This window comes from Nocardia jiangsuensis (assembly GCF_042650385.1).
Classification (GTDB): domain Bacteria; phylum Actinomycetota; class Actinomycetes; order Mycobacteriales; family Mycobacteriaceae; genus Nocardia; species Nocardia jiangsuensis.
The window spans coordinates 1-24,448 of sequence record NZ_JBHSAX010000004.1; the positions used below are offsets into that span (position 1 = coordinate 1).

Below are 24,448 nucleotides of genomic sequence, written 5' to 3' on the forward strand. Positions count from 1 at the left end.
CCGCCGACCCCGTCTGCAACACCAGCTGCGACGGCAACAGCGCCGACGCGGGCGCGATCAACCCCAGAACCCACAGGTGCCGCTTCGGATCAACACCCGTACGGGTCACGGCGGCACCTCGACAGATCCTGGAGCGACGGCACCGTCCACTCGAAAACAGCAGGGACGGCCGGCCCGAACGACGTGCCCACGCCGTTGTGCGCATCCGGACCGACCGCGACGACCCTAAGGTTTCCGTCGCCCGCCCGGACGGTTCCCGCGAAGCGCCGTCCGGGCGGGCGCGGAGGGGTCGCGCCAGCTCGCAGCACGATTACCGGCGTTACAAATTCCGGTCGATCTGGCGAGACACATCAATATCTACTCGACGGTGCACTTTCGCCGCGGCTATCCGCCCCCTGATTGACTCATTCGGACTGCCTGGGTGTCCGCACGCATATCGGGACCGCTCACTGCCGGGAACACGGCCGATGCCCACCGATCACCCCCGAGCACCGCACACATCCATAGCGACACCGGTGGCGGCATGACCCAAATCTCGTCGGTCGGCAATTCCCCTGAGCAGCAGGGCAAATGGACGGCACAGTGCACCCGCATCGTGTTCTATCGTGGGCGATGTTCCGGAAGTTACGCGCGTACGCACTCCGGAACGGGACGATTCCGCACCGAGTCACCGACGACTCGCCGACCCCATCGGGAGCATCGTGCATCGCAATCCGCTTTTCGATCATGACGAGTCCGGCGACCCGCGGCCACCGCTGCCCCGGCGGACCCCGAACGCGCACCGGGTGCCTGCCCCCGCGGCCACCTCGGACGTGGTGCTGCGCGCGGCGGACGCCGTCGCCGCGTGGGCCCGCACCCCCGAGTTCCTGGCGGAGGGCACCGACACCTGGTGGAGCCCGGAGCTCGGCGACCCGGAGCCGACGCAGCGCCGGGCCTGACCCGCCGAGGCCCCTGTGACCCTTGTCACAGCATCACCCTGACCGTATGGTGAGGAAGCTTTCCGTCGCCGATCAGCCCGGCGGCACCGGAGAGCGGAGTGCCGACGATGGAGATGTGATGGGCGGTCCACCCCCCGGTGGCAGCGTGCAGCACGTGCGCCGCAGTCCCCTGTCCACCCGGACGCTGTGGGACTGGGGTCTGGAGAAGTACCGGCTCGACGTCATCGCACTGAGCGTGGCCGACGCGGTGCAGCACGCGGGCGGATGGCTCTTCGACCGCTGCACGGCGGGCTGGGAGGTCACTGTCCTGGTCCCCGGCGCCGCCGACGACACCCCGCTGCGCATTCTCGGCGCCGAGCTCGCGAGCCTGGACCACGCGCTCGCCACCGGCGGCCGCGGCCGCACCCCGCACGCCATCGCCATGGCGTCGGGGATCTGCCTGCGCGAGCCGCGGGCGAGCGAGGGGCTACACCTCGCGCTGCTCGACCGCGGGCTCGAGGTGGTGGTGTGGGGCGAGCACGCGCCGCCCGCGAGCGCGGAGCTGCTCAGCCCGGTCGAGTACCGACCCAGCCAGGCCGCGCTCGCCTTCAAGACCAGGGCCATGGTGGCGGCCGGGCTCGGCCCGGCCGCCGGGCCGGTGGAGCATTTCCGCAGCGGGGTCACCGTGCGCTCGCCCATCGCCACCGACCTCGGGCCCGCGGGGCCGCACCCGGCGGCGATACCGCTCATTCGCTGACGGAACGTGATTCACGTTCATTGAGAATGCCATTTCCGCAGTGGTAGGCTACTGTCTGTATCCCGCCAGGGGGCAGAGTCACACCGGAGTAGTCATGGCAGTGCCGCGCGTGATCCAGGTTCGAGGCACAGGCCGCGACGAGCGATTCGGACGGTTCGAGGACATCGAGCCGCTCTTCCCGATGACCGAGCTGCTCTCGGCCCTGAGCGGCAGCCGCGGGGCCGAGCATCCGATCGCCCGCTGGTGCGTCGATCTGCTCGCCCTGCACCAGCAGGAGGACATCTGGGCCGACGGGCTGGCCGCGCACCGCACCGACCTCATGCACGCCATCGACGTCTGGACCGTCGGGCACGTGCCGCAGCACCGCAACGGCGCCCGGCTGCACACCGAGACCGTCGGCTCGGTGGTCGACCGCATCGCCCGCGCCTACGCCCGGTTCCAGCGCGTCATGGCCGGGCACGACGCCGCCGACCCCAAGGTGCACGCGGCCTGGACCCAGGTCGCCGAGCTCTTCGTCGCCTACCAGGACCTGATCGTCGAGGTGATGCGCGGCCAGCGCAGGCTGCCCGCCCCCGAGGTCGATCGCTGATCCACACCGGGCCCGGGTGCTACAACTGGCCGGGACGGGCGACGGTGCCCGCGTGGCGAGAGGTGTTGTCCGTGGACGAGGCGTCCTTCCGGCAGTTGTTCGATCTGAGCGGGCGGACCGCCGTCGTCACCGGGGGGACCAGGGGCATCGGGCTCGCGCTCGCCGAGGGGTTCGCCTGCGCGGGCGCGCGCGTCGTCGTCGCGAGCCGGAAGCCGGAGGCCTGCGAGCGGGCCGCCGCCCGGCTGCGCGAACTCGGCGCCGACGCCATCGGCGTTCCCACCCACCTCGGCGAGCTCGACGCGCTGCACACCCTGGTGGAGACGGCCGAGCGGACCTTCGGCGGGATCGACATCGTGGTGAACAACGCCGCCAACGCGCTGGCCCAGCCACTGGCGACCATGCAGCCCGACGCGGTGCAGAAATCGTTCGGGGTGAACGTGTACGGCCCGCTCTTCCTGGTGCAGGCCGCGCTGCCGCAGCTGCGCGCCAGCGAGCACGCCGCGGTGCTGAACCTGGGCTCGGTGGCCGCACTGCAGTTCGCGCCGGGGCTCTCGATGTACGCGGCGGCCAAGGCCGCGCTGCTCTCCTTCACCCGCTCGATGGCGGCCGAGTACGCCGCCGACGGCATCCGGGTGAACGCCATCGTGCCCGGCGCGGTCGACACCGACATGGTGCGCAAGAACCCGCCGGAGTTCATCGAGGCCATGGCGAAGGTGCCGCTGCTGCGCCGGATCGCGCGCCCGGACGAGCTGGTCGGCGCCGCGCTGCTGCTCTGCTCGGACGCGGGCAGCTTCATCACCGGCCAGAGCCTGCTCGTGGACGGCGGCACCGTCGCGCGCTGAGCCCGATCGCACGCTGTCCGAGATGCGCCGGATGCCGGGGCGGTAGCGGGACAGCTGCCGTTCACACCCGCGCCACCCGCGCGTACCGGCGACCGCGCAGAATGGTTGCTCGTGCGAGTGGCGATCATCGGCGGCGGGGTGCCGGCGGCGGTGCACGCGTGGACCGCGGTGCTGCGCGGGCACACCGTGACGCAGCTGGACGACGGGGCGCCGATCGCGGGCTCCGGCGCGCTGCGCGCCGGGTCGGTGGCCGCGGCCGATCTGGAACGCGCGGCGCACGCGCTGTGGCTGTGGCGGGAGATCGGCGGGCGCGTGCCGGGGGTCGGGTTCCGGCTGAGCGGGTCGATCACGGTGGCGCGGACGCGAGCCGAGCTGGCGGTCGCCGAAGCGGCGGCAGCCGATACCGCACGGGAGTTCACGCTGCTGGAGCCGGAGCGGGCCCGCGCGCTGGAACCCGCGCTGCGCGGGCCGCTGCTCGCCGGGCTGCACTGCGGCGCGGACGCCGTGCTCACCCCGCACCAAACGGTCCCCGCGCTCCGCGCACACCTGGCAGGCACCGGCCGCTTCACCGCACGCGGCTGCTCGGCCCGCGCTCTCGCCGTGGCCGCGGAGGGGGTGCTGATCCGGGCCGACGACGGCTCCGCGCTCGCCGCCGACGTCGCGCTGCTCTGCCCGAGCCCGGGGCGGGACGCGCTCGCCAGGGAGTTCACCGGCGCCGAGCCGGTGCCGCTGCTGCGCGCGCAACGGCTGCGCACCGGTCCGCTGGAACGGCGGCCGGACGCGATCCTCGCCGACGGCGACCAGTTCCGGCACCGCCCCGGCTATCCGCGTGAGCCGGTCGCGCGGCTGAGCGCGGAGCAGGCGCAGACCGCGGCCGCGGCCGAGTTCGGCATGCACGTGCTCGCGGTACCGCGGCTGGACGGCGGTCTCACGCTCGGCGCCACCGGCGAGGGCGAGCCGTTCCCCGCGGAGCTCGCCGAGCCCGCGGCGGAGCACCTGCTCGCCGTCACGGGGGAACTGCTGGAAGCCGAGCTCACCGTGCGCGGGCGCTGGGCCGAGGTCGCCTGCGCGATCGAGCGCGCCCCGTGGCTCGCGCCGAGCGGGCGAATCCTGGTGCTCGGCAGCGCCGGACCGGACGCCACGCTCTTCGCCCCCGCCGTCGCGGAGCTCGCCGCCGACCGGCTCGGCCTCTGAGCCGAACGCCCGCCCGGCACTGCGGGCCTACTGGCCCGGCAACCGCCGGCGCCCACCCGCCACGTCGGTGACCAGATCGGTGTACCCGTCGACCAGCTCGGCGAGGTGATACCAGTGTTTATGGGTCTTGTCGCTGCGGGCGCCCTCGGCGTCGATCGCCTGGTTCGCGGCGACCCAGCTGCGCGCCATCCGATCCACCACCGCGCCGAGCGTCTCGGTGTGCAGCGCGGCCCCGTCCCGGTGCTCGGGCGCCTCCCTGGCGATCCACTCGTCGATCAGCTCGACCAGCGCGGAGCGGCGGGCATCCAGCTCGGCGATCTCGCCGGGGTCGCTCAGCTCGAGGCGGTGTTCGTGCAGGCCGGCCAGGGCGTGCGCGGAGCGGAAGGGCTCGTGCTCGCTCATCCGGCGGCCCTGGAAGGCGGACAACAACTGCGGGGCGGTCGGCAGCCCGCCGATCGTGGGGGCGCTCACCGGAGCACCCCGCGCTCACCCGTCACCACTGCTGCGCGCTGGCCCATGATCGGCTCTCGTTCCCTCGTCCCGGTCGCCACGGTCACCCGTCGGGTGACACGGATCATGCTCTCACCGATGCAAGAACGCAACATTGCAAATGCACACATGTGCAGCACATCCCGGCGTGTCCTCTGGCCCCGGCACGACGGTCCGGGTGCGTGCAACATACCCTCCGCGGAGCGATCCCACGTGCGCGAGCATTCCGTGCTGGTAACACCTGCGCGCCGGGGAGTGCCCCTCGACACCCGGTCCCGACACGACCCGTCCGGTGCGAAATCGACTCGCGCGGGGCCGGATCGATCAATGCGGCAACGCTGCGGGCACCGGGCAGCCGCGCGGCGGGGCGAGAGTTGAAATCCGCCCGATCGCTCTGTCCGGCAATCGGTTACGGCATACGGGTCCGCCAGGAACTCTCGGCTGCCGTCCGGGGTGTACGGGTAGGTGGCGTCGGAATCGCGGGGTAGGCGACGCTGTCGGCGATCGCCATCGAGGTGTACCCGGCAGCCTCGGCGGCCCGCGCCGGCGGGACGTAGTAGGACGGGTCGATCATCGTCTCCGCGTGGGTGAACCGCATCGTCGGCCTCCGTTTCGATCGGCGTCGCCCGCACCATCCGATCATCGGGGGCGGCCGGGCGTCCTCGATTCGCGCGATGAACTCACAGGGCGAGCGCGGTGACGAGGGCGGCGGTCGCCTCGGCCAGCGCGGCGTCGGCCGGGGTGGCGGCCGGGTCGCCGGTGGTGCTGTCGGTGAGCAGGACGAGCAGCAGCGGGGTGCCGTCCGGGGACCACAGCACGCCCGCGTCGTTGACGGTGCCGTAGTTGCCGCCGCCGGTCTTGTCGGCGGCGGTCCAGCCCGATGGGAGCGCGGCGCGGATCCGGCGGGCGGAGGTGGTGCTCGCGGCCATCCAGTCGGTCAGGGTCCGGCGCTGAGCCTCGGGAAGGGCGCTGCCGAGCAGCAGGGCGTCGTAGCCCGTCGCGAGGGCCTCGGCGGTGGTGGTGTCGGCGAGCGAGCCGCGTTCGGCGAGGTTGAGGTCGGGCTCCCAGCGCTCCAGGGTGGTGGCGCGATCGCCGACCGTGCGGGCGAAGGCGGTGAGTGCGGCGGGGCCGCCGATGCGGCGCAGCAGCAGGTTGCCCGCGGTGTTGTCGCTGCGGGTGAGCGCGGCCGCGCAGAGCTGCGCGTAGCTGAGTTCGGCGCCCTGCGCGGCCTGGGTGATCGGGGAGTTCACCACGATGTCGTCGGGGTGCACCGGGACGGTGTCGTCCAGGTGGAGCACGCCCTCGGACTCCAGCCGCAGGATCGCGGCGGCGGCGTAGACCTTGAAGGTGGAGCACAGGGCGATCGGTTCGCCCGCGCGGTGCGTGACGGTGCGGTCGCGGTAGCGGGCGTACACCGCGATGCGCACGGCGTGCCGGTCCTGGATCGCGGCGAGTGCGCTGTTCAGCGCCGGGAGCTCGGGAGTGGTCGAGGTCGCCGCAGTCGAGACTCGCGGTTCCGTGCCGCAGGCGGCGAGCGCACCCGCGGCGAGGACGGTGGCCAGGAAACCGCGGCGGTTCGGGCGGACAACTGCCGCGGGCGAAGCCGCGCGGCCGGACGCGGGAGCGGGTGGGCGGGATGCAGCGGTAGGGCGGGAGTCGGTCACGGGGTCAGCGAAGCACCGGACGGCGGGTGCGGGCCAATACGCGGCTTCGGCGCCGCTCGGTCGGACCGGATATCGCCGCAGGTCAGCGCGGGCGGCCAGGGCGGTGCGCGGCTCCGGGCGGTTCGGGGCGGCCGGGCCGCCGGAACCACCGCTGCTTCAATGCAGGGCATGGACCTGCTCCGTCACCTCCGGTTCTTCGTCGCGGTCGCGGACGAGGGGCACTTCGGCCGCGCCGCCGCCGCGCTGGACATGACGCAGCCGCCGCTCTCCCAGGGGCTGCGCAGGCTGGAGCGGCACCTCGGGGTCGAGCTGATCCGGCGCACGCCGCGCGGCGCGGTGCTCACCGCGGCGGGCACCGGGCTGCTCCCGCGCGCCCGGCTGCTGGTGGACGATGCCGACCTGCTTCGCGCCGAGGCCGCGCGGATCGCGCGGACCAGGGGCAGCGTGCGCTGGGGCGCCATCCCGGCGCTGCCGCCCGCGCTGGTCACCGCCTGCGTGACGGCGCTGCGCGCGGCACCGGCAGCGCCGTCGGTGGTGACCGTGACCGGCAGCACCGTCGATCTGGTGGCACAGGTCCGCTCCGGCGGTTGCGATGCCGCCGTGCTCGAACACCCTGCCCTGGTGGACGGCGTGGTAGCGGGCCCGGTGGTGAAGCTGCCGCGCGCCGTCGCGGTCCCGCGCGACCACCGCAGCGCGGCCGCCGAGCGCCCCGGCTTCGCCATGCTGGCCGGGCTGCCCTTCCTCACCGCCGCGCGGGCAGGCAACCCGCCCGCGCACGACGCCGCCCGCGACCTGCTCCGCGAACGCGGCCTCGACGTCCCGCTGCACACCGCCGCCGACGACCGCGCACTGCTCGCCGCCGTCGCCGCCGGAGCCGGCTTCGGCTTCAGCGCGCTGCCGCCTGCCGAGACGCCCGGCGTGGCCTGGCTGCGGCTCGCCCCGGACGCGATCGCGCTGCGGGTCAGGGTGATCCACCGCCCCGGCGCCGAGGACGCCGCGGCCGCCCTGGACGCCGTCCTCTTCCGCGAGCGCCTGCGATGAGCGACGACGCCCCCGGACGCGCACCCGCGATGGCGGCGCGTAGCGATCACCGGGACCCGGCACAGCGGGTGCGCGCGGCGGCCGCGCAGCGCATTCGCGCGGTCTTCGCGGACGCCGGGTGCACCGGCTGGCTGCACGCCCGTCGCTGCGACGGCTCCGACACCGAGGTCACGGTGCGCGGCACCGAGCGCGTGGTCACGGCCTCGGTCTACAAACTGCCCCTGGTACTCGCCTTCTGCCGCGCGGTGGACGAGGGCAGGCTCGATCCGGCCGAACGGCTCACCGTCGACCCGGCGGAGTGCACCACCGGCCCGACCGGCCTCGCCGCCCTGCACGACCCGGTGACGCTGAGCCGCCGCGACCTCGCCACCTCGATGATGACCGTCTCCGACAACGCCGCCGCCGACGTACTGCTCGGCGAGGTCGGGGTCGGCGCGCTGCACGACCTGCTGGACGAACTCGGCCTCACCGCGACCCGGATCGTCGGCGGCACCGCCGACCTGCACCGCGCCCTGGTCCGCGACACCGACACGCACAGCACCGCCGAGGCCTTCGCCGCCCTCGCCGACCTGGACGAGGCATGGTCGGTCTCCGCCTACGACCCGGCCTTCACCAGCGCAACCACGCCGGAGGAGACGACGCGGCTGCTGCGCGCGGTGTGGTCGGGCGCGGTGCTCTCCCCCGGGCAGACGGGGTTCGTGCAGCGGATCATGCGCAAGCAGGTGTGGCCGCACCGGATCGCCGCCGCCTTCCCGCACCGCGGGGTCGCGGTGGCCGGCAAGACCGGGACCATCGGCACCATCCGCAACGAGGCGGCGGTGGTCGAGTTCCCCGGCGAGCACCCGGTCGCGGTCGCGGTCTTCACCCGCGCGGCGCGGGCCGAGCCGGTGCTCCCGGTCGTCGACGCCGCCATCGCGGAGGCGGCCCGGATCGCCGTCACGGCGCTCCGCGGACCCCTGCCCGAGCCGTGACAGCGCGCCGGTGCGAGCCGGGGCGCCACAGCTGCCCGATCGGGTCCTCGCCCGGCTCGGCGGGCTTCCAGGCGATCAGCCTGCCCTGCTCGAACTCCACCACGTGGTTCTCCCGCACCGCGCCCGCGGTGCGGGTGGTGCTGAACACCTCGGCCGCGGGCGGCAACCGTCCGGCTCACGCGGCGACGAATCCCCGGTCCCGCAGCCAGTCCCGCGCCACGTCGGCCGGGTCCTCGCCGACCACGTCGACCCGGCGGTTCAACTCGGTGATCTCGTCGTTGGTGAGCGCGTCGGAGACCGGCGTCATGATCCGCTCGATCTGCGGGTACTTCGCGGCCAGCTCGACCGGGAGCGTGACCGCCGGGTTGTAGTGCGGGAAGAAGCCGAGGTCGTCGGTGAGCACGACCAGATCCAGCCCCTTGACCCGGCCGTCGGTGGTGTAGACCTCGCCGAACGGGCAGTCGGTGCCCGCCGCGGTGGAGTTGTAGATGATGCCGGTCTGCAGGACCGGGCGCTGCACCGTGTCCGGGTCGAAGCCGTAGGCGGCGGCCATGCCGGGGTAGCCGTCCCTGCGCACGTTGAACTCGGTGTCCACGCAGGTCCGGGCGGCCGCCGGATCGCGCTTCGCCAGCTCGGCGTACTGCGACAGCGTGGTCACGCCGGTGCGCTCGATCACCCCCCGCGAGGCGGCGAGCGCATAGGTGTTGTCCATGGGCGCGAGGGCGACCCAGTCCATCCCGTTCTCCGCGATGTCCTCGTCGCGCACCGCGACGAACTGCTCCCGCGGATCTTTGAGCGGGTTCTCGTGGCCGAGGTAGTTGATCCAGCCGTTGCCGGTGTACTCGTAGGTGAGATCCACCTGCCCGGTGATCTGCGCGTCCCTGGTGCTGCGCGAGCCGACGATCGCGGTCAGGTCGCGCACGTCGGCGCCTGCCGCCTGCAGCGAGAACGCCAGGATGTAGCCGAGGATGACCTGCTCGGTGAACTCCTTGGAGCCGACCGTGAGCTCGACGCCGTCCAGCCCCTCGTCGGTGGCGATGCTCGCCGGGCCGACGTCGAAGGGAAGGGTGGAGCCGGACTGCAGCCCGCAACCGGTGCAGACGGCGACCAGCGCGGCGAGCACGCCGGCCAGCGGCGCGAGAATCCTGCGTCGGCGCACGGCACTGCCCTCCGATCCGGAATGGCTTCCGAGCCTAACGGAGACCGCCCGGTTCCGGGAGGGACGACGCACCGACACCGGGCAGCAGCGGCGCGGCGACCACCGGCGAGTAGTTGTCCGGGTCACCCGCGACGGTCGTGCTCCGCCGGCCTCTGACGTCGACCGGGACGTCGCCGGCCAGCGTCACCCGGTGCAGCCGGCGGCGGTGCTCGCCGAAGTCGGCGACGCCGTAGTGCTGGGTGGCGCGGTTGTCCCAGAGCGCGACGTCGCCGTTGCGCCAGTCCCAGCGGACCGTGTTCTCCAGCCGGATGATCCGGTGCTGGAGCAGGTCGAGCAGGGCGCGCGAGTCGCGCGGTGAGACGTCGAGCAGGTGCTTCACGAACTGGCCGAGCACCAGCGACTTGCGGCCGGTCTCCGGGTGGATCCGGACCACCGGGTGCCTGGTCTCGAACCGCTCGGCGGTGAACTCCCGGTAGTAGGCGTTCTCGCCGTAGTTGCTCTCGCGGCCGTGCTCGGCGTAGTCGTAGCGGTTGGTGTGCAGCGCCCAGAGCTCCTCGGCCAGCACCTTCAGCGGGGCGGGCAGCGCGTCGTAGGCGGCGGTGGTGGAGGCCCAGACCGTGGTGCCGCCGTACGGCGGGAGGGTGACGGCGCGCAGCAGCGAGGCCTTCGGCACCCGGTCGACGAAGGTGACGTCGGAGTGCCAGGCGTTGGCGGCGCCCTCCAGCTCGAGCAGCAGCGCGCCACGCGATTTCACGGTCGGGTGCGGCTCGGTCGGGGTGCCGAGCCTGGACGCGGCCTCCCACTGCGATTTCCGGTCCAGGTGGTGCTGGTCCCGGAAGAAGAGCACCTGGTGCTCGGCGAGCGCCACCTGGATCGCGGTGGCGGTGGCATCGTCGAGCTCCGCGCCGAGCGTGAGCCCGCGCACCTCGGCGCCGAGCGCGCCGCCGACCCTGCCGATGTCGAGTACCGGCAGGTCGTCGCGGGTCAGCGCTGCGCGGGGAAGGGGCGCCACGGCCGTCATCGGATCCTCCTCGAACTCGACATCTAGCGTTCCCCCCGGAATCTAGGGGCGCCGCCGAGCCCGCGGAACGGTTGCGATCACCGTGCGCGAATCACGCTATCCGGCGTGCGCCGGTCTACCCGCCGCCTCGGCCGCGTTGTCGGCGGTGAGCCGGTACACCACGCGCTCCAGCGTCGGCAGGATGGTGGAGATCTCGACCGCGCCGGTGGCGAACCCCCCGATCAGCGAGAGCACCACATTGCCGAGGATCACCACGAGGTCCTCGAGGTAGCCGGGTTCCAGGTGCTGGATGACGTCGGCGACCAGCGGAACCAGCACGGTCAGCCCCTGCTCGTCGAGGAGCTGCCCGCACGGCCCCTGCCTGGCGTAGTGGTAGGCCTCCAGCATCCGGGGCTGCCGCTCCCACGGCTCGAAGACGCAGCGCAGCACCCGCATGAGCGAGTCGCGGGTGGTCTCGTCGGGCGGGGCGGGCTCGAGTTCGGCGTAGGCCTCGTCCGCCATCCACTGCTTGATGGCGCGCACGATCAACTCGTCCCTGGTGGCGAAGAGCTTGTAGACGGTGGTCAGCGAGACGTGCGCGCGCTTGGCGACGACCCGCAGCTGGACCGCGTCGAAGCCATCCGTCTGCAACAGCTCCAGCACCACCGCGACGATCTGCCGCTGCGCCTCGGTGTCCTGCCCTCTCGCCACACTCCTTACGGTAACTTCGTTACCTGGTAACCGTGTTACCAATCGCCGTCTCCGAGCTACGCTGCCACCAAACTGGAACAGGTTTCAGGAAGTGGTGACGATGAAGCTGGTGCACGCGCTCTGGGGCCCGGGCGAGCTGCTCGGCGACGCGGCCCGCACCGGGCTGCGCACGGCCGGGGCGACCCGGATCCAGGTGAACCTCGCCGACGCCGCGGTGGCCGGAGCGCTGCTGCGGCTCACCACCTTCGACGAGCCGGTGGCCGCGGTGGTGGCGACGGAGATCCCGGACGAGGCCGCGGGGGCGCTGGTCTCGGCGGTGCTCACCGGTTTCGCCGAGCGCGTGGCCGGCTGGTGGGTCGAGGAGCACCTGCCGCTGCCGCCGCCCGCGGTGCCCCCCGGCGAGCGGGCGCCGGGGCTGGCGAACATCGCCTTCCTCCGGCGCCCGGCCGAGCTGCCCTACGCCGAGTGGCGCTCCGCGTGGCTGGAGCAGCACACCGCGGTCGCCATCGAGACCCAGGCGACCTTCGGCTACGTGCAGAACCGGGTGCTCGGCCCGGCCACCGACGGCGCGCCGGAGCTCGCGGCCATCGTGGAGGAGCTCTTCCCGATCGAGGCGCTCACCGACCCGCACGCCTTCTACGGCAGCGGCGGCGACGATGCCGAGCTGCACCGCAGGACCGGGCGGATGCTGCGCAGCGTGGCGACCTTCGGCGCCGACCGCGACCTGGACGTGGTGCCGACCAGCCGCTACCTGCTGGCCTGAGCTGCCAGATCGCTGAGCAGCGCGCGGGTGCGCTCCGCGCTCTCGCCGCGGGTGAAGAGCGCGCCGACGAAATCGGTGGCGCCCGCCGCGGCGACCTCGGCGATCCGGGCGGCCACCTGCTCCTCGCCGCCGATCAACGCCAGGTCGACCGGGCCCGCGACACCCTCGCGATCCATCATGGCGCGGTAGGAGGGCAGATTGCCGTAGAAGCCGAAGGCCTTGCCCGCGCGGACGCGCGCGTCCTCGACATCGTCGGTGACGCAGACCGGCAGCGCGCAGACGATGCGCGGTGCAGGCTTGCCCGCCGAGGCCGCGGCCTCGGCGATCACCGGCGCGATGTGCGAGCGGACGGTGGCCGGGCCGGTCATCCACAGCGTGGTGCCGTCGGTCTCGCGGCCGGCGAGCCGCAGCATGCGCGGTCCGAGCGCGGCGAGCAGCACCGGAACCCGGCCCTCGTTCGGCACGGTGAGCGCGAGTTCGGCACGCACCGTGTCGCCCTCGAACGAGGCGGGCCGGTTGTCCAGCAGCGGAAGCAGCACCCGCAGGTACTCGGTCATGTGGTGCGCGGGCCTGCCGAAGTCGTAGCCGTACATGTTCTCGATCACCGGGCGGTGCGAGAGCCCGACGCCGAGCGTGAGCCGATTGTCGCCGAGCGCGAGCGCCGTGGTGCGGGCCTGCTGCGCGAGCGCGGCCGGGTGCCGCGGGTAGCTGGGCACCACCGCCGTCCCGAGCTCGATGCCCGGCACCCGGCTGCCCGCGACGGCGATCGCGGTCAGCGCGTCGACGCCGAAGATGTGCGAGAGCCACGCCGAGGAGAACCCCGCCGCCGCGGCCGCCGCCAGCTCGTCGGTCAGCCGGGTGAGGGCGTCGGCGCCCGAGGTCTCGCCGAGCAAGATGCCGATCCGCACCATCCGTCTCCTCCGCTCAGGCGGGCGAGCTCGCCCGCGCCGGTTCCGCGGGCCAGCATAGGCGCGCGGCGTCGCGCTCCTGGATCCGGAGGAAGAGCCGGAGCAGCACCTGGGTGAGGTCGAGGCCGAGTTCGGCGGCGCGGAGCTGGGCCAGTTCGACGGCCATGACGTCGTGCACCGCGGCCGGGTCGCTGAGCACCTCGTCGAGCACCATGCCGCTGACGGCCTGGTCGCGGGTGAGCGGGATGTCGGGAAGCCAGTCCAGGCGCCAGGTACCGATCTCGTCGAGCCGGGCCTGTTCCGGGCTGACCGTGCTGGTGATCGTGGTCGCGGTGCTGTGCAGTGCCATGGTCCCCTCCGTTCGCGCTGCGGATGCTCGATCGCGACCGCGCCGGTGTCTGGGGCGGGCCGGTGGTTCGCGTCGTCCGAGGACGGGCAGCAGGGGGATCGAGCGGAGAGTCACCGGGAAGGCCGGGAACCTGCCTCCTGCCGCAGCGAGGTGTCCGTGATCGGTACCTCCTCACTGCCCGGGCGGGATTGTTTACCCATGTTACCGATCGCCTAGTTGTGCCGTCAATTGTGCTTCAAAGCTTTTCAGTGACACTTTGTAGGCTTATGCCGATACTGGAGATTGCCGTTGTGCGTCCCCGAGGGGGTTCTGTGCCGCTTTCGCACCGTCATCCCGAGTCCGGGCAGCCCGATCCGGATTCCCGCATCCGCTCAGCGATGTCCGGCACGAAGGGTCTCGCTCCGCTTCCCGGTGCCGGGTGCCCTATGCTCACGCCCCGTGACACATCGTGTGCTTCGCTGTGCTACCCGCTCGGGGGGCACCCGTGACTGACCCCGGCGAACCGATCGGCGCGCTCGTGCGCCGGCTGCGGGTCGAGCGCAACCTGACCCAGGCCGAGCTGGCGCAGCGAGCCGGTTGCTCGCGCAGCCTGGTGCAGCAGATCGAGAACGGCTCGCGGGTGCCGCCGCTCTCGCTGCGCGAGCGGCTCAGCCTCGCGCTCGGCGAGGAGCTGCCCGGTGCCCCCGCCGAAGCGGGCGACGCCGCGCTGCACGAGCTGCGGATGCGGTTCAACGTGCTGCTCGGCAAGGACCCGGCGGTGGTCGCGCGGGCACTGGGGATCGCGCAGAGCCTGCTCGACGCCGCCGGTGTGCGGGAGGAGATCGAGCCGCTGCGGCTGATCGCCGATCGGCAGCTGGAGCGCGCCGAGGAGATCCTGACCCAGATCCCGTCGCGCAGCGCCACGGTCTGGGAGTGGAACACCGTCAACGACTGGCTCACCATCCTGGACCAGGCCGGCACGTCGGTGCGCGCCATCCACACCGCCGACCTCGGCACCATCGGCGGTGACGTCGGCGACGAATACCACGCCGCGATCCTGAGACTGGCGGACAAGTCGCTCCCGCCGCGGATCGAGGTGCGGCGGATGTACGTGCTCGACGACATCAGCGACGTCTGGCCCTACGACGACAAACTCTGGCGCCAGACCCGGGCGGGCGTCGAAAGTGTCCTCATCAAGCGAGAACACGCGCGCAACGCGCAGAGCATGCTCGTCGTCGACGACCGCTACGTCGCCATCGGCGAGTACGACTACTCGCAGCAGGCCAGGGTGGCCACCCGCTTCTCCGTGCTCAACCACGATGTCGCCTTCGCGGTCAAGCGATTCGAGAAGCTCTACGCGCTGCGGCTCGCGGGCACCGCCGTCCCGGTGAACGACGTGGTGGCCGAGCCCGCGCTGGCGGGGTACCGGCGGCTGTCCGACGGCGACTGCCGGATGCAGTTCCGGGAGGCGCTGGCCGAGCGCTGGGCCAGGATCGCGGCCGATCCGGCCGGGGGCGCGGAGTGACCGCACCCGCGCTCGCCACCGTCACCCAGCGGTCCGAACAGCGCAAGCGCCGGGTGAAGCGGCTGCTCACCCGAGATCATCCGTTCCCCGGTACCGGTGATCGCGGCTACACCGGGGTCATCGACGCCTACCACGGCGAGACCGGGCTCGGCCCGCACCCGGCCGCCGTCGCGGCGCTGGACCTCGCCTGGCACGAGTTGCTGCACGGCACCCCGCCGGACGACTACACCGACGGCAGCCGCTACGACAAGCGCCAGCCCATGGTGCTGCGCGAACTGGCCGCGCGCAGGATGTTCGGCAGTCTGGAGCAGCCTGCCCCCCGGGTACCGGGGGTCCGGGTGCGGCCGGAGGAGGTGATCGTCTGCGCCTACACCAGCACCATGCTGCTGGAGGAGGCGATCGCCACCATCGCCCGCCCCGGCGGGGTGCTGGTGTGCCCGGAGGGGTTCTACAAGAGCGCGGGCCTGCACGTGGAGAAGTACGGCCTGCGCATCGTGACCTGCCCGGTCGGTCCGGACGACAGCTTCACCATCGACCCGGTGCGGCTGCACCGCTGCCTCGACGAGCTGCGCGCCACCGGCGAACTCTGCGGCGTGCTGCTCACGCTGCCCGGCAACCCGGTGGTGGCGCAGTACTCGGCCGCCGACCTGGCCGCGATCGGCCGGGTGCTGCTCGCCGCCGACACCCCGGTGATCTGCGACGCCGCCTTCGACCACCTGGTGAGTGGGCACATCCCGATCGCCGCCGTCGACCGCAGGCTCTACGACCGGGTGCTCACCATCACCGGGAACTCCAAGGGCTACAACGCCTTCGGGCCCTGCAAGATGGGCGCGGCGTGCAGCGGCGACACCGCCTGGCTCGCCCGGATCGCGGACCGGCTCACGCTCTCCTTCCAGCGCGAGACCACCCACCTGGCCAGGGCGATCGTCGAGCACACGCCGGACGAGTACTTCGCGGGCAACCGCACCGTCATGCGCGCGCAGATGGACCGGGCGATCTGCCGGGTCCGCGAGATCGACGACCGGCTCGGCTTCGCCGCGCTGCGCCCGCTCGGCTCGCCGGAGGGGATGTTCCTGGCGCTGCGGTTCGATGCCGGGCTACTCGGCGCCGCAGGCGTCCGGGACAGCGCGGAACTGGAGGATCTGCTGCTGATCGCCGCCGGGGTGGACAGCGTCGCGCTGGACCGGACCGGTTCGCCCCGCCCCGGGGTCCGGTTGAACGTGCTCGCACCGCGCCGCGCGCCGGGCCAGGAGTGCCGCGACCTGCTGGACGAACTCCTGGATCGGATCGAGCGGTTGCTGCTGGACATGTCGGCCGGGCTCAGGTACTCCGAGGTGCTTGCGGCGCTGGATCTCGAACCGCTGCACCCCGTTGCCGCGATCGGCGGCGAGCCGTTCCACGGCCCGCCGGGGCCGGCGGACAGGCCGCTGGCCGCCGTGGGCGCACCGGTGCGCGGATGAGCGGTCACCGCACCGGCGATCGCCTCGTGATCGGCGTCTGGCGCGAGACGGCGCCCGGGGAGACCCGGGTCGCGCTCACCCCGGCGGCGGTGCGCCGGCTCACCGACCACGGTCTCGACGTCACCGTCGAGACCGGCGCCGGCGAGCGCGCCGGCTTCGCCGACCGGCACTTCCGGGCGGCGGGCGCGCGCATCGCCGCGGATGCCGGCGCGGTCGCCGCCGCCGCCGATATCGTCGCGTGGGTCAAGACGCCCGCCTTCGCGCTCTCCGGCGACCGGCTCCGGCCGGGCACAACCCTGATCGGCTTCCAGGACCCGCACCAGCGACGCGAGCGGATCGACGCGCTCGCCGAGCACGGTATCCGCTCGATCGCGTTCGAATCGGTGCCCCGCACCGCGGCGACCGCGGCGTACGACGCCCTCACCCCGATGAGCCGGGTGGCGGGCGGCGTCGCCTATGCCGCTGCCCGCGCACTGCTCCCGGCGGCGACCCGGAAGCGGCCGATCCGCAGCCTCGTCCTCGGCTTCGGCGCCGCGGGGCGCGCCGCGCTGGCCGCCGCGCTGGCAGCGGGTGACACCCCGCCGACGGTCGTCGCCGCGCGCCGGGAGACCGAACCCACCGCGCTCGCCGCAGGCGCGCATGCCTGCGTCACCGCGGCAGGCCCCGCCGCGATCCGGGCACTCATCCCCGAGGTCGGCCCGGACATCGTGCTCTGCGCGGCCCTGCACCGCGGCGAGCCCGCCCCGCTGCTGCTCGACGACGCCGCCCTCGGCCTGCTCGCCCCCGGCAGCGTGGTGGTCGACCTGGCCGCCAAGGCCGGCGGCAACTGCAGCGCCACCCGCCGCGACACCACCCGCACCCTGCCGAACGGCGTCGTCGTCACACACCGCAGCAACTATCCGGCGGCGCGCCCGAGCGAGGCGAGCCACGCCTACGCGGCCGCCGCGACGGCCATGATCCTGCGATTGGTAGCGGGGAGCGAACCGCCGACGGTGAATCGAAACTGAACGAATCCGACACGTCGCCCGACCCGTGAACGGGGGTGCGGCCCGAGCGGTACCGTTGAGGTCCGCCCGCGCCGCATCCGTGCCGTGCGCGGGCCCGCACGGAAGGGGTGGCATGGCAGGCAAGCGCACGGTGCTCACCGTCGGGCTGCGCCGGCTGGCGGCGATGCTGCTCGAGATGCGGGAGGACGCGCAGCTCGGCAAGGAAGAGGTCAGCAGCCGCACCGGCATCAACATCACCACGCTGTACCGGATCGAGACGGCGCAGGCACGCCCGCAGCGGCGCACGCTGATGGCGATGCTCGACCTGTACGACGTCGACGACAAGCAGCGCGAGGAAGCGGTGGAGCTGCTCAGCACCGCACTCAAGCCGGGCATGGCGCGGGCCTACGAGGGCAGTGTCTCCGAGGTCTACGCGGCCTACATCAACTTCGAGTCCGAGGCGCTCTCGGCGCGGCACTACCAGACCTCGACGGTTCCAGGGCTGCTGCAGACCTACGAGTACGCCAACGCCGTCATCGACACCTCCATGCCGAAGCTCGAGGCCGCGATGATGGAGAGCAGGGCCAAGGCCAGGATGGACCGGGCGGTCAACCTCACCAAGGAGGAGCCGCTCGAACTCTGGGTGGTGATGGACGAGGCGGCCATCCGCCGGGTGGTCGGCGGCCCGGTCACCATGCGCGGCCAGCTGGAGCGGCTGCTGCAGGAGATCAAGCGCAAGAACGTGATCCTGCAGATCCTGCCCTTCGACGCGGGCGCGCACCCCGGTATGGCCGGGGCCTTCACGCTGCTCGACTTCCCGAACCCGGCCGACCCCGAGCTGGTCTACCTGGAGGGGCTGGCCGGCGACGAGCTCATCGAGGGGCACACCGAGATCCGCCGCTTCGGCGTCATCTTCGACCAGCTGCGCGCCATGGCGCTGAGCCCGCGCGACTCCGCGGCCATGATCGCCGCCGCCGCAGCAGAACTCGCCGAGATCGGCGACTGATTCCGGAGCGGAGTGGGTAATCCCCCCTTCACCATCGAGTGCTGAAGGAGGTGCGCCATGGCCGAGGTGACCGCCGACAGCGCTGCCGAACCCGAGCTGAAACGCGTCATGGGGCCGGGGCTGCTGCTCTTGTTCGTGGTGGGCGACATCCTGGGAACCGGGATCTACGCGCTCACCGGCAAGGTGGCCAACGAGGTGGGCGGCGCCGTCTGGGTGCCCTTCCTCGTCGCCTTCCTGGTCGCGCTGATCACCGGATTCAGCTACCTGGAGCTGGTCACCAAGTACCCGCAGGCCGCGGGCGCCGCGCTGTACACGCACAAGGCGTTCGGCATCCACTTCGTGACCTTCATGGTGGCCTTCGCGGTGATGAGCTCCGGCATCACCTCGGCGTCGACGGCGGCCCGCGCCTTCGCCGCCAACTTCGCCGAGGCGTTCGACCTCGGCATCGGCGACGGCATCGGCATCACCCTGGTCGCGCTCTCCTTCATTCTCGTGATCGCCGCGATCAACCTGCGTGGCGTGAGCGAGGGCGTCAAGCTGAACGTCGTGCTCACCTGCATCGAGCTGACCGGGCTGCTCATCGTGATCGCCGTCGGGCTGTGGGCGCTCGGCTACGGCAACGGCGACTTCGGCCGGGTCACCGAATTCGAGACCGGTGACCGCTCCGCACTCGGCGGCGTCATCGCCGCCACCACGCTCGCCTTCTACGCCATGGTCGGCTTCGAGGACTCGGTGAACATGGCCGAGGAGTGCAAGCAGCCGAGCAGGATCTTCCCCAAGGTGCTGCTCGGCGGGCTGCTGCTGACCGGGCTCATCTACGTCTTGGTCTCGATCACCGCGGTGGCGCTGGTGGAGCCGAGCGAGCTCGGCGCGGGCGACACCCCGCTGCTGAAGGTGGTCGAGATCGGCGCCCCCGGCTTCCCGACCGGCATCTTCGCCTTCATCACCATGTTCGCCGTCGCCAACTCGGCGCTGATCAACATGCTCATGGCCAGCAGGCTGCTCTACGGCATGGCCCGCCAGCACGTGCTGCCGCGCACCTTCGGCGCGGTGCACCCGCGCAGGCACACCCCGCACATCTCGATCGCCTTCACCACCGTGCTCGGGCTGGCGCTCATCCTCTTCGTCGGCCAGGTGCCCGAGCTCGGCGGCACCACCGCGCTACTGCTGCTCGCCGTGTTCACCATCGTGAACGTGGCGGTGCTGGTGCTGCGCCGCGACCCGGTCGAGCACAAGCACTTCCGCACCCCGACCTTCCTGCCCGTCGTCGGCGCGCTCACCTGTGGTTTCCTGGTCACCCCGTTCACCGACCGGAATCCGGAGCAGTACCTGATCGCAGGCATCCTGCTCGGCGTCGGCGCCCTGCTGTGGGCGGTCAACCAGCTCGCACTGCGCAAGCAGGAGAAGCCGGCCGCGCCGTAGGCATCAGTCCCCCCTGCTCGGCGCTGTAGCTGGACGTGAACCAGCGGGGTTCACCCACTGCTCGAACCCCTCGTCTACCGCTTGCTGGTGAACTGAGAGGTGAGGTGCTGGACGAGGGCACGCCGACCGACAGGGAGAACGCGACCGCGGCCATCGATCCCGACGACTCGGTGAGTCCGATCCGATGACCCCGGAGCCCCGCGAGCGGGCAGCGGGAGGTCGAGAAGCCTGCCGTGCCGGAACGAGCGCGGGCGGGGGCTACCCTCGATCGGTGGCAGCCCCCACCCCAGCCCCGCACCCCGCCCTCATCGCGCTGACCCCGCTACTCGGTGTCTGGCGCGGCACGGGCCACGGCGAGTACCCGACCATCGACTCCTTCGACTACCTCGAGGAGGTGGAGTTCGGGCACATCGGCCGCCCGTTCCTCACCTACCGGCAGCGCACCCGGGCCGCCGACGACGGCCGCCCGCTGCATGCCGAGACCGGCTACCTGCGCTGCCCGGCGCCGGACCGGGTCGAGCTGATCCTGGCGCACCCCACCGGCATCACCGAGATCTACGAGGGCACGCTCGACACCGCCGACGGTGCTGTCCGGCTGGAACTCCGGACCACCGGGATCGGGCTCAGCAGCACCGCGAAGCCGGTGACCGCGATGGGCCGCTCGTTCACCGTCCGGGACGACACGCTCGACTACACCGTGCGCATGGCCGCCGTCGGCGAGCCGCTGACGCACCACCTCGCCGCCACCCTGCACCGCGCCGATCAGTAGTCCGGCGGCAGGGCCGTGAACATGTCCCTGGTCACCGCGACGGCATTGTCCGAGCTACCGCCCTTGACCAGCAGGGTGGCGAAGGCCAGGTCGCCGCGGTACCCGACGAACCAGGAGTGTGAACCCCCGTCCACCTCGGCCTCACCGGTCTTGCCGTAGACCTCGCCCTGGTCGACGATGCGCTCGGCGGTACCGCCGGTCACCACCTTGCGCATCATGGTGCGCAGCCCCTCGATCGCCGCAGGCGCCGGGTCGGGGCGCTCGCCGTCGACCTCGGTGGTGCGGCCGCCGATCAGCCACGGCGTCGGCGCCCGCCCGGTGGCGACCGTCGCCGCCATCAGCGCCATGCCGAACGGGCTCACCACCACCCGGCCCTGGCCGATGCCGTCCTCGGTGCGCTGCACCAGCTCCTCGGCGGGCGGCACCGAGCCGGAGAAGGTCGGCAGCCCCGGCACGGTGTAGGTCGCGCCGACCCCGAGCGAGGCGGCGGCGCTGTGCAGCGCGTCGCCGGGCAGCTCGCTGGCGAGCTTGGCGAACGAGGTGTTGCAGGAGCGCTCGTACGCGGTGGCCATCGGGACGCTGCCCACGGAGAAGAGGTCGTAGTTCGGAATCGTGCGCTCGCCGATGGTGATCCGGCTCGGGCAGGGCAGCACGGTGTCCGGATCGGCGAGTCCGGCGGTCATCGCGGCGGTCGCGGTCACCGTCTTGAAGATCGAGCCGGGCGGATACTGGCCGATGGTCGCCATCGGGCCGTCCCGGTCGGTGGCCTCGTTCTGCGCGACCGCCAGGATCGCGCCGGTGGACGGCCGGATCACCACCATCATGGTCTGCTCGTCGCGGCGCACGTCCACCGCGCGCTGCGCCGCGTTCTGCACGAAACGGTCCACACTCAGCGCGAAGGAGGGTGCGGGCTGCGCGGCCACCTCGGTCAGCACGTCGGTGTCGGCGCCGTTGGCGTTCACCGTGACGACGCTCCAGCCTGCCCTGCCGTCGACCTCGGTGATCACCGTCTGCCGCACCTGGGTCATCAGGTCGGGGGCGAACTTCCGGTCGGTCGGCACCATGTCCCACTCCGGGACGAGGGTGACGCCGGGCAGCCCGATGAGCTCGTTCGTGACCTGGTCCGCCTCCACCTCGTTCAGCGCGATCACGGTGTGCGGGCCGCGCGCGGCGCGGGCGGCGGCGAGAATCTTCGGCGGGGTCAGCTCGATGTCGAAGCGGTGCAGCGCGCGGGCCAGGGTGGTGGCGGTGCTGCCCGGGTCGGCGGCGGCGCCGGTGTCGAAGGTGACCCGGGAGACCCGGCCGGGTACCAGCACGTCACTGCCGGAGGACTCGTTCACCCTCGCCTTCGGCGCCGGGTCGGCGCGCAGCACCATGGTCTGCGTGTCGCCGAGCCGGGGGTGGATGTCGGCGGAGGTCCAGCGCACCGCCCAGCGACCGTCGATCTTGCCCATCTGCAGCTGGCCGGTGTAGCTCCAGACCCGGTTCCTCGGCAGCTTCCATTCGTAGGTGTACTCGACCGTCGCGGTGTCGCCGCTGACCCTGGCCTGCCCCGTTGTCGCTGTCAAACTCTCGGCCTGGAGGTTCTTCCACGCGGATGCCAGTGCGGGTCCGGCCTTCTCGGGGAGGCCGGTGAGTTCGGCGGCATCGTCGGTGCGGCGGTCGGCGAAGGCCTCGACGAAGGCGTCGGCGGCGGGGATCGGGCCCTGCGGGCCCGCGGAGCAGCCGACGGCGGCCAGCACCGTGCAGACCGTCGCCGCGAGCGTGATGACCATCCGGATCGACACGGCCCGATGGTAACCGGCGATCGACCGGCAAACCCCGGCGGCGCACCGGGGAGTTCGGCCGGTCAGTCCAGCAGAACGGTGGCGAAGGTGGCGATCTGCTGGAAGCCGACCTTCCGGTACGCGCGGCGCGCGGCGCCGTTGTAGTCGTTCACGTAGAGGCTGGCGGTGCGGCCGGAGGCGACCACCGCGTTGGCGACCGCGGCGGTGCCGGTGGCGCCGTGCCCCTTCCCGCGGTGCTCGGGGTGCACCCAGACGCCCTGGATCTGCCCGGTACGCCGGGAGAGCGCGCCCACCTCGGCCTTGAAGACGACCTCGCCGTCGTCGAATCGGGCCCACGCGCGGCCGGATTCGATCAGCCCGGCGATCCGCCTGCGGTAGCCGCGGCCGCCGTCGCCCGCCCTCGGGTCGACGCCGACCTCCTCGATGAACATGGCGATGGCGGCCTCGAGGTAGCGGTCCAGCTCGTCCGGGCGCACCTTGCGCACCTCGGGATCCGCGGTGATCGTGGCGTACCCGGCCAGCGCGAGCAGCGGCTGCACGCCGCGCACCTCGCGCTCCGGCCCCCAGTGCCCGGAGAGCGCCTCCCACAGCGGCAGCGCCAGTTCGCGGCGGCCGACCACCGAGGAGCACATGCGCGGGAAGCGCAGCGCCCGCTCGGCGAAGGCCTGCACCGAGGCGGCGTCGCCGCGCAGCGGCACCAGGTTCGCGCCGGAGAAGCACAGCGAATCGCCCGGGTCACCTCGGCTCCACAGCTCGCCGTAGCCGTACCTGGCATCCAGGCCGTACTCCTGCAATCGGGCCGCGACCATGCACGACGCGACCGGATCGGTATCGAGGACGCGCAGCACCTGCGCGAGATCCCGGTTCGCGAGCTGGCGCGCGGCCGGGTGCCGCGCCCGACGCGCCGGCTCCAGCAGACTCCGCACAACGCCCAGCCTGCCACGAACCGGGCCGGAGCGGTACAGCAAGTACCGAACCTTGACCTTCTACCCGACGGTAACCACCGGATCGCCGGAATCGGCATCGCCCATCTGCTCGGCGATCCGCATGGCCTCTTCGATGAGGGTCTCGACGATCTGTGCTTCGGGGACGGTCTTGATGACCTCGCCCTTGACGAAGATCTGGCCCCTTCCGTTGCCGGAGGCGACTCCCAGATCGGCCTCGCGCGCCTCGCCCGGCCCGTTCACGACGCAGCCCATGACGGCGACGCGCAGCGGTACCTCCATGCCCTCCAGCCCGGCGCTCACCTCGTTGGCAAGGGTGTAGACGTCGACCTGGGCCCGCCCGCAGGACGGGCAGGAGACGATCTCCAGCTTGCGCGGCCGCAGGTTCAGCGACTGCAGGATCTGCCCGCCGACCTTGATCTCCTCGGCGGGCGGCGCGGAGAGCGAGACCCGGATGGTGTCGCCGATGCCCTCGCCGAGCAGCGCGCCGAACGCCACCGCCGACTTGATGGTGCCCTGGAACGCGGGCCCGGCCTCGGTCACCCCGAGGTGCAGCGGGTAGTCGCTCTGCGCGGCCAGCTGCCGGTACGCCTCCACCATGATCACCGGGTCGTTGTGCTTGACCGAGATCTTGATGTCGCCGAAGCCGTGCTCCTCGAAGAGCCCCGCCTCCCAGAGCGCCGACTCCACCAGCGCCTCCGGCGTGGCCTTGCCGTACTTCGCCAGCATCCGCTGGTCGAGCGACCCGGCGTTGACGCCGATCCGGATAGGGATGCCCGCGGCCCCGGCCGCCTTGGCGACCTCCTTGACCCGGCCGTCGAACTCCCTGATGTTGCCGGGGTTCACCCGCACCGCGGCGCACCCGGCGTCGATCGCGGCGAAGATGTAGCGCGGCTGGAAATGGATATCGGCGATCACCGGGATCTGCGATTTCCGCGCGATCGTCGGCAGCGCGTCGGCGTCTTCCTGGCGCGGGCACGCCACCCGGACGATGTCGCAGCCGGAGGCGGTGAGCTCCGCGATCTGCTGCAGCGTCGCGTTGATGTCGTGCGTCTTGGTGGTCGTCATGGATTGCACCGAGATCGGATGATCGCTGCCGACGCCCACACCGCCGACCATGAGCTGGCGGGTCTTGCGCCGGGGTGCGAGGACGGCCGCGGGCGCGGCGGGCATCCCCAATCCGATGGTGGTCACTGTCGGCTGCCTTCTTCCTCAG

The 24,448-nt window shown here is 72.5% G+C and carries 24 protein-coding genes and 2 pseudogenes; 14 read left to right on the plus strand and 12 right to left on the minus strand.

Going from position 1 to position 24,448, the window contains the following annotated elements:
• The first annotated feature begins 701 nt into the window (after positions 1-701).
• From ACFO0B_RS03765 to ACFO0B_RS03785, 5 genes are all read left to right on the plus strand, one after another.
• Positions 702-938: a hypothetical protein gene (locus ACFO0B_RS03765; RefSeq protein WP_378610874.1), complete on the plus strand. Its 237-nt coding sequence runs from the start codon at positions 702-704 to the stop codon at positions 936-938.
• 118 nt (positions 939-1,056) lie between these two features.
• Entirely contained in the window at positions 1,057-1,674 is a 618-nt protein-coding gene (locus ACFO0B_RS03770; protein WP_378610875.1) for a hypothetical protein, read from the plus strand.
• 94 nt (positions 1,675-1,768) lie between these two features.
• Positions 1,769-2,263: a DUF4254 domain-containing protein gene (locus tag ACFO0B_RS03775; RefSeq protein ID WP_378610876.1), complete on the plus strand. Its 495-nt coding sequence runs from the start codon at positions 1,769-1,771 to the stop codon at positions 2,261-2,263.
• A gap of 71 nt (positions 2,264-2,334) precedes the next feature.
• On the plus strand, positions 2,335-3,105 hold the full coding sequence (locus tag ACFO0B_RS03780) for an SDR family NAD(P)-dependent oxidoreductase (RefSeq protein WP_378610877.1): 771 nt from the start codon (positions 2,335-2,337) through the stop codon (positions 3,103-3,105).
• Between the two features lie 111 nt (positions 3,106-3,216).
• Positions 3,217-4,299 (plus strand): NAD(P)/FAD-dependent oxidoreductase, encoded by a 1,083-nt coding sequence (locus ACFO0B_RS03785; RefSeq protein ID WP_378610878.1) that lies wholly within the window; start codon positions 3,217-3,219, stop codon positions 4,297-4,299.
• 27 nt (positions 4,300-4,326) lie between these two features.
• On the opposite strand, the gene ACFO0B_RS03790 is transcribed toward ACFO0B_RS03785, so the two are convergent.
• The 3 genes and pseudogenes from ACFO0B_RS03790 to bla form a co-directional block, all read right to left on the minus strand.
• Positions 4,327-4,770 carry a DUF4254 domain-containing protein gene (locus ACFO0B_RS03790; protein WP_378610879.1) on the minus strand — a complete coding sequence of 148 codons (444 nt, stop codon included), beginning with the start codon at positions 4,768-4,770 and terminating at the stop codon, positions 4,327-4,329.
• A 446-nt stretch (positions 4,771-5,216) separates the two neighbouring features.
• Positions 5,217-5,386 (minus strand): annotated as a pseudogene (locus ACFO0B_RS03795) (LLM class F420-dependent oxidoreductase); the annotation flags it as partial.
• Positions 5,387-5,468: 82 nt separating this feature from the next.
• The gene (gene bla, locus ACFO0B_RS03800) at positions 5,469-6,452 is read right to left on the minus strand and encodes a class A beta-lactamase (RefSeq protein WP_378610880.1); all 984 of its coding nucleotides are present in this window, start codon (positions 6,450-6,452) and stop codon (positions 5,469-5,471) included.
• A 159-nt stretch (positions 6,453-6,611) separates the two neighbouring features.
• Between bla and ACFO0B_RS03805 the strand changes: the two genes are divergently transcribed.
• Together ACFO0B_RS03805 and ACFO0B_RS03810 are read left to right on the plus strand one after the other, a co-directional pair.
• Positions 6,612-7,493, plus strand: coding sequence for a LysR family transcriptional regulator (locus ACFO0B_RS03805; protein WP_378610881.1), 882 nt, complete (start codon positions 6,612-6,614; stop codon positions 7,491-7,493).
• A 29-nt stretch (positions 7,494-7,522) separates the two neighbouring features.
• Positions 7,523-8,464: a serine hydrolase gene (locus ACFO0B_RS03810; RefSeq protein ID WP_378611124.1), complete on the plus strand. Its 942-nt coding sequence runs from the start codon at positions 7,523-7,525 to the stop codon at positions 8,462-8,464.
• A 22-nt stretch (positions 8,465-8,486) separates the two neighbouring features.
• Here the strand turns inward: ACFO0B_RS03810 and ACFO0B_RS03815 are convergent.
• The 4 genes and pseudogenes from ACFO0B_RS03815 to ACFO0B_RS03830 form a co-directional block, all read right to left on the minus strand.
• Positions 8,487-8,612 (minus strand): annotated as a pseudogene (locus tag ACFO0B_RS03815) (polyketide cyclase); the annotation flags it as partial.
• Between the two features lie 27 nt (positions 8,613-8,639).
• Positions 8,640-9,623, minus strand: coding sequence for a glycine betaine ABC transporter substrate-binding protein (locus tag ACFO0B_RS03820; RefSeq protein ID WP_378610882.1), 984 nt, complete (start codon positions 9,621-9,623; stop codon positions 8,640-8,642).
• Between the two features lie 34 nt (positions 9,624-9,657).
• Positions 9,658-10,644: a TauD/TfdA dioxygenase family protein gene (locus ACFO0B_RS03825; protein WP_378610883.1), complete on the minus strand. Its 987-nt coding sequence runs from the start codon at positions 10,642-10,644 to the stop codon at positions 9,658-9,660.
• 96 nt (positions 10,645-10,740) lie between these two features.
• Complete coding sequence (locus tag ACFO0B_RS03830; protein ID WP_378610884.1) at positions 10,741-11,334, minus strand: TetR family transcriptional regulator; 594 nt, start codon at positions 11,332-11,334, stop codon at positions 10,741-10,743.
• A gap of 100 nt (positions 11,335-11,434) precedes the next feature.
• Here ACFO0B_RS03830 and ACFO0B_RS03835 point away from each other — a divergent pair, with 100 nt between their 5' ends.
• Positions 11,435-12,097 (plus strand): hypothetical protein, encoded by a 663-nt coding sequence (locus ACFO0B_RS03835; RefSeq protein WP_378611125.1) that lies wholly within the window; start codon positions 11,435-11,437, stop codon positions 12,095-12,097.
• On the opposite strand, the gene ACFO0B_RS03840 is transcribed toward ACFO0B_RS03835, so the two are convergent.
• Together ACFO0B_RS03840 and ACFO0B_RS03845 are read right to left on the minus strand one after the other, a co-directional pair.
• Entirely contained in the window at positions 12,082-13,005 is a 924-nt protein-coding gene (locus ACFO0B_RS03840) for a TIGR03564 family F420-dependent LLM class oxidoreductase (RefSeq protein WP_378610885.1), read from the minus strand. The genes ACFO0B_RS03835 and ACFO0B_RS03840 overlap by 16 nt on opposite strands.
• 16 nt (positions 13,006-13,021) lie before the next feature.
• Complete coding sequence (locus tag ACFO0B_RS03845; protein ID WP_378610886.1) at positions 13,022-13,354, minus strand: hypothetical protein; 333 nt, start codon at positions 13,352-13,354, stop codon at positions 13,022-13,024.
• 484 nt (positions 13,355-13,838) lie between these two features.
• Here ACFO0B_RS03845 and ACFO0B_RS03850 point away from each other — a divergent pair, with 484 nt between their 5' ends.
• The 6 genes from ACFO0B_RS03850 to ACFO0B_RS03875 all read left to right on the plus strand — a co-directional run bounded on the left by ACFO0B_RS03850 (position 13,839) and on the right by ACFO0B_RS03875 (position 20,501).
• Complete coding sequence (locus tag ACFO0B_RS03850) at positions 13,839-14,858, plus strand: helix-turn-helix domain-containing protein (protein ID WP_378610887.1); 1,020 nt, start codon at positions 13,839-13,841, stop codon at positions 14,856-14,858.
• On the plus strand, positions 14,855-16,318 hold the full coding sequence (locus ACFO0B_RS03855) for a pyridoxal phosphate-dependent aminotransferase (RefSeq protein ID WP_378610888.1): 1,464 nt from the start codon (positions 14,855-14,857) through the stop codon (positions 16,316-16,318). Before ACFO0B_RS03850 ends, ACFO0B_RS03855 begins: the two co-directional genes overlap by 4 nt.
• Positions 16,315-17,325, plus strand: coding sequence for a hypothetical protein (locus ACFO0B_RS03860; RefSeq protein WP_378610889.1), 1,011 nt, complete (start codon positions 16,315-16,317; stop codon positions 17,323-17,325). The genes ACFO0B_RS03855 and ACFO0B_RS03860 overlap by 4 nt, the downstream gene beginning before the upstream one ends.
• Positions 17,326-17,437: 112 nt before the next feature.
• A complete protein-coding gene (locus ACFO0B_RS03865) occupies positions 17,438-18,310 on the plus strand; it encodes a helix-turn-helix domain-containing protein (RefSeq protein WP_378610890.1) in 873 nt (290 codons plus the stop codon).
• Between the two features lie 57 nt (positions 18,311-18,367).
• Positions 18,368-19,732, plus strand: a complete 1,365-nt coding sequence (locus ACFO0B_RS03870; protein ID WP_378610891.1) for an APC family permease — start codon at positions 18,368-18,370, stop codon at positions 19,730-19,732.
• A 184-nt stretch (positions 19,733-19,916) separates the two neighbouring features.
• Complete coding sequence (locus ACFO0B_RS03875) at positions 19,917-20,501, plus strand: peroxynitrite isomerase (RefSeq protein ID WP_378610892.1); 585 nt, start codon at positions 19,917-19,919, stop codon at positions 20,499-20,501.
• On the opposite strand, the gene ACFO0B_RS03880 is transcribed toward ACFO0B_RS03875, so the two are convergent.
• The 3 genes from ACFO0B_RS03880 to ispG form a co-directional block, all read right to left on the minus strand.
• Entirely contained in the window at positions 20,495-22,276 is a 1,782-nt protein-coding gene (locus ACFO0B_RS03880) for a penicillin-binding transpeptidase domain-containing protein (RefSeq protein ID WP_378611126.1), read from the minus strand. The genes ACFO0B_RS03875 and ACFO0B_RS03880 overlap by 7 nt on opposite strands.
• A 74-nt stretch (positions 22,277-22,350) precedes the next feature.
• Positions 22,351-23,214: a GNAT family N-acetyltransferase gene (locus tag ACFO0B_RS03885; RefSeq protein WP_378610893.1), complete on the minus strand. Its 864-nt coding sequence runs from the start codon at positions 23,212-23,214 to the stop codon at positions 22,351-22,353.
• A 60-nt stretch (positions 23,215-23,274) separates the two neighbouring features.
• Entirely contained in the window at positions 23,275-24,405 is a 1,131-nt protein-coding gene (ispG, locus tag ACFO0B_RS03890; protein WP_378611127.1) for a flavodoxin-dependent (E)-4-hydroxy-3-methylbut-2-enyl-diphosphate synthase, read from the minus strand.
• Positions 24,406-24,448: the final 43 nt, after the last annotated feature.

What these genes read in the sequence shown, in the direction of transcription:
- ACFO0B_RS03880 (WP_378611126.1), bottom strand. Translation starts at nt 22,276, where the DNA reads ATGGTCATCACGCTCGCGGCGACGGTCTGCACGGTGCTGGCCGCCGTC.
- ACFO0B_RS03845 (WP_378610886.1), bottom strand. Translation starts at nt 13,354, where the DNA reads ATGGCACTGCACAGCACCGCGACCACGATCACCAGCACGGTCAGCCCG.
- ACFO0B_RS03865 (WP_378610890.1), top strand. Translation starts at nt 17,438, where the DNA reads ATGGCAGGCAAGCGCACGGTGCTCACCGTCGGGCTGCGCCGGCTGGCG.
- ACFO0B_RS03770 (WP_378610875.1), top strand. Translation starts at nt 1,057, where the DNA reads ATGGGCGGTCCACCCCCCGGTGGCAGCGTGCAGCACGTGCGCCGCAGT.
- ACFO0B_RS03835 (WP_378611125.1), top strand. Translation starts at nt 11,435, where the DNA reads ATGAAGCTGGTGCACGCGCTCTGGGGCCCGGGCGAGCTGCTCGGCGAC.
- ACFO0B_RS03870 (WP_378610891.1), top strand. Translation starts at nt 18,368, where the DNA reads ATGGCCGAGGTGACCGCCGACAGCGCTGCCGAACCCGAGCTGAAACGC.
- ACFO0B_RS03775 (WP_378610876.1), top strand. Translation starts at nt 1,769, where the DNA reads ATGGCAGTGCCGCGCGTGATCCAGGTTCGAGGCACAGGCCGCGACGAG.
- ACFO0B_RS03875 (WP_378610892.1), top strand. Translation starts at nt 19,917, where the DNA reads ATGACCCCGGAGCCCCGCGAGCGGGCAGCGGGAGGTCGAGAAGCCTGC.
- ACFO0B_RS03825 (WP_378610883.1), bottom strand. Translation starts at nt 10,644, where the DNA reads ATGACGGCCGTGGCGCCCCTTCCCCGCGCAGCGCTGACCCGCGACGAC.
- ACFO0B_RS03805 (WP_378610881.1), top strand. Translation starts at nt 6,612, where the DNA reads ATGCAGGGCATGGACCTGCTCCGTCACCTCCGGTTCTTCGTCGCGGTC.
- ispG (WP_378611127.1), bottom strand. Translation starts at nt 24,405, where the DNA reads ATGCCCGCCGCGCCCGCGGCCGTCCTCGCACCCCGGCGCAAGACCCGC.
- ACFO0B_RS03810 (WP_378611124.1), top strand. Translation starts at nt 7,523, where the DNA reads ATGGCGGCGCGTAGCGATCACCGGGACCCGGCACAGCGGGTGCGCGCG.
- ACFO0B_RS03860 (WP_378610889.1), top strand. Translation starts at nt 16,315, where the DNA reads ATGAGCGGTCACCGCACCGGCGATCGCCTCGTGATCGGCGTCTGGCGC.